A 2,579-nucleotide genomic window follows, 5' to 3' on the forward strand; every position below is an offset into this window, starting at 1 on the left:
ATTCTTCACGAAGTCGTCCGCCAGCCAGTCGGCCGGCCTGGCTTTCCTGAAGCGGGCGAAGGTGCGTGAGGAAGATCGGGACACCGATAACGGCAGCGCGGTGACGGATCCGCAGGCCAAGGCGCTTATTACCTGGTGCGCCACACCTGATCCCGAGCACGCCATTCTGCGCGCCATCCGCCAGCCCGCCCTTGTGGTGAGCGGCAGCCACGACACCATGCTACCGGCGGACAACGCCTACGCAATGTTCAAGGCTCTGAGCAACGCCCAGTTGGTCCTTTATCCCGATTCCGGCCACGGCGCCCTGTTTCAGTACCACGAATTGTTCGTCAGCCACGTCCGGACCTTCGTGGAAGCGTAATCGGCGGTGGCATAATCCGGCGCGATCGGGCGCACTTTTATTCTTGAGAGCTGTTGCGGAGAATGAAATGACAATCGCAAAGGTCGAGGTTGAGCGTTTCAGCCTGACGTGTTCCAAACCATTCGACGCCGTTGTGGCCGCGCTCAAGTCAGCGGTCGGGCAACCTGATATTGTCGAATTTTTCAAGGCGACGAGGGCTGCAAATTCCTTCTCGGATTTGGAGCGCGTTGTGCAAAGTGGCCTGGGCCGCACAGGTCTCATGCTCTTCGCGGAATTCGACTTGGGCGCCATTCTGCGCCGCGAAACTGGAACCGAGACTCCCAAGAGCATGCGGTTCCTGGTGGGCAATCCACTCATCATGAAAGAAATGGTCAAACACGTTCCCGATGCTGGATCTTACGCTCCAGTCACAGTCCTTGTTGATGAACGCCCCGATGGCGTGCATGTCTCCTATGACAAAATGGAGAGTTATCTGCTCTCCTATGGTAGTTTGGAGGCTCTTGCTGTCGCCCGCAGACTTGATGCGAAAATCACAACTTTGTTACGCGAATGCGCAAGCTAAACTCTCCTGATCACGCTTCAGACGGATAGAAGTGAGAGTCCGTCCGAACACGGATGACGCGGATGGTAACCGTGGGGCGACGGCTTTGAGCAAAGCGGTCGCCGAAGCGATTGTGGGCTCGGCATCCTTGCGGGTCGTGCGGAGCGGCTCGGTACGGTATCGCTTCCAGAGACGTGACAGCCCTGCGAGCAAGCGTGTTCCTTCTCGGCGGCACCACCTGCGTCACGACGCTACCCGCGTTTTCCCTAGCGAACTCGCTGGCTCAGTCGAACTCACCCGCAGGCGGCAGCTGCCATTCCTTAGCGCATCGAATGAACGGCTGCTTTCGGGCGCGGCGACCACCACTTCGAACGACCGACATAGGCGCATTGCGGTCCGAGAGCCTGGGGCCGAAAGCGAAATGGCAACTCCTGGCGCCCAAGGAACGATAGCGGACGCTAAGACGTGACCCCAAGGTGAAAAGCATATTAAGCCAGATTTGCGCCAAAATGTTCGGCACCCTCAGTATAGGGGATGCCTCGGGCTGACGAACACCTTGCCTGCCGGAGCGTCCGCGACCAGGTCGCCGGCGTAGAGCACGCCGACGCGGTCGCAGGCTTTGACCACCGTCGTCCGGTGCCCTTCGGAGGTGCCGTTGCAGCACTGCTGAATCAACAAGCACCGGCGTCTTGCCGGACAACTCGGGGGCCGACCTTGAACAGTAAGACGCTGCCCTGGCTGAGGGCGTCCGGTTTGCCGACATCGTGGTCAAGCGCTTCTCCGACACGGTTGCCGCTAACGTCTTCAAGACTGCTCCCGACGACAAGTCTGTAGGCGCCCGGGAGCCAGCCATGGTTCGGGCGCCAGCACCAGGCTCGCCCGCTGGCGGAGACTGTAACCCGCCCAGATTGGAATCCCCCCTGATCGTCGACAATACCCAACTGGTCTCGGAGAAGGGCGGCGTCCATCTCCCGGTCAAATGTGATTTTTAGGGCCTCGCGCGATCCGGCGTTGGGTAGTGCGAGACCCCAAGTTTGCGGGTTAACGGGCGTGCGAAGCGCCGGCGTTACCCGGTAATGAAAATGCTTGCGGCCGACTTCGACCGTATAGCTAAGGCCGGGCCGAAGAGGGGCGGCGCTATCGCCGTCCCCCTCCACATCCTGTTTCACGCGACCCGGATCGAACAGCACCGTCAGGCGTCGGCCATCGGGACTCCAAAGGTCCTGCCCGAAATCCATGAAGGCTCCGTCGACCGTGCGCCCTTCGGCGTCGACCAGACGCAGATCCCGCGTCGCCACCATCCCCCGTGCCGGCCGGTCGAAAGTGACGTAGAGGCGAAGCGTGTTCGCCGGGATCGCGCCCTCAGTCGGCGAGATCGCCACCACTTGGGGAGCGGAGGTCGTCGACGCCACCGACACCACATGCTGAACTGAGGCGGTCGACGCCAGCACCATTGAGGCTATGAGGACGGCGATCATTGTTGGCCGGGGCCGCGGCCCGGGAAGTCGAACTCGGCCCAAATCTGGTCCAACTTTATCGGCAGCGGGAACATCGGCACGGCCTCAAGATTGAGGGAGCCGGAATTTGCATCACGAGTCACGGACACCAGGAACTTATCATCGAGCTTGTCCGCAAAGAGGGAGGACCCGACGAACATCAGCGACTTGCCTACTGGGC

General features: G+C 60.8%; 5 protein-coding genes. 2 read left to right on the forward strand and 3 right to left on the reverse strand.

All coding sequences use genetic code 11. The features are described 5' to 3' along the window. On the forward strand, positions 1 to 361 hold a 361-nt coding region (locus EN879_RS31630), incomplete at its 5' end, for an alpha/beta fold hydrolase (protein ID WP_164774705.1). Positions 362 to 428: 67 nt separating this feature from the next. Further along, positions 429 to 923: a DUF302 domain-containing protein gene (locus EN879_RS31635; protein WP_063170719.1), complete on the forward strand. Its 495-nt coding sequence runs from the start codon at positions 429 to 431 to the stop codon at positions 921 to 923. A gap of 501 nt (positions 924 to 1,424) precedes the next feature. Here EN879_RS31635 and EN879_RS39165 read toward each other — a convergent pair. The 3 genes from EN879_RS39165 to EN879_RS31645 form a co-directional block, all read right to left on the reverse strand. Continuing rightward, complete coding sequence (locus tag EN879_RS39165) at positions 1,425 to 1,580, reverse strand: hypothetical protein (RefSeq protein WP_158515818.1); 156 nt, start codon at positions 1,578 to 1,580, stop codon at positions 1,425 to 1,427. Next, positions 1,574 to 2,380: a hypothetical protein gene (locus EN879_RS31640; RefSeq protein ID WP_063170720.1), complete on the reverse strand. Its 807-nt coding sequence runs from the start codon at positions 2,378 to 2,380 to the stop codon at positions 1,574 to 1,576. Before EN879_RS31640 ends, EN879_RS39165 begins: the two co-directional genes overlap by 7 nt. After that, positions 2,377 to 2,579 (reverse strand): hypothetical protein (locus EN879_RS31645; protein ID WP_206521039.1); only part of this gene is annotated, 203 nt, incomplete at its 5' end. The genes EN879_RS31645 and EN879_RS31640, both read right to left, overlap by 4 nt.

The organism is Mesorhizobium sp. M7A.F.Ca.AU.002.02.1.1, assembly GCF_003998535.1.
GTDB lineage: Bacteria > Pseudomonadota > Alphaproteobacteria > Rhizobiales > Rhizobiaceae > Mesorhizobium > Mesorhizobium ciceri.